1 protein-coding gene is annotated in these 388 nt (G+C 65.5%); it reads right to left on the bottom strand.

What is annotated here, in order from left to right; all coding sequences use genetic code 11:
* On the bottom strand, positions 1-388 hold a 388-nt coding region (locus LPA54_RS41690; RefSeq protein ID WP_228985556.1), incomplete at both ends, for a helix-turn-helix transcriptional regulator.

Below are 388 nucleotides of genomic sequence, written 5' to 3'. Positions count from 1 at the left end.
CCGTGCCGCGCCACTTCGCAGCGGCCTCGGCGCGACTCGTGCTGTGCAGCTTCGCGAAGATGCGGTTGATGTGGTTCTTGACCGTCTTCTCGCTGATGAAGCAGGTGGCGGCGATCTGCTGGTTGCTCATGCCGGACGCGATGAGCTCCATGATCTCCGCCTCCCTCGCGCTCAGCCCGTACGTCGACCTGTCAGACACCGACTGTGCCATATCTGGTTGCAGTTGCGAAAGGTTTTCCGTAGAAGTAGGTCCGGCATTCGGCCAACTCCTTCCAGACGCAGCGCCGGAAGCGGAGTCGCCCGCACCCCCCTCCCGCAATTGCGCCAGCAACCTCCCCGCCGCCGTAGGCGTCAAGTGCGGCCTCCCCCGCCTCGCGTCCCGTACCGC

The organism is Streptomyces sp. DH12 (genome assembly GCF_020873895.1).
GTDB lineage: Bacteria > Actinomycetota > Actinomycetes > Streptomycetales > Streptomycetaceae > Streptomyces.
This window is presented reverse-complemented; position numbering and strand designations above follow the sequence as displayed.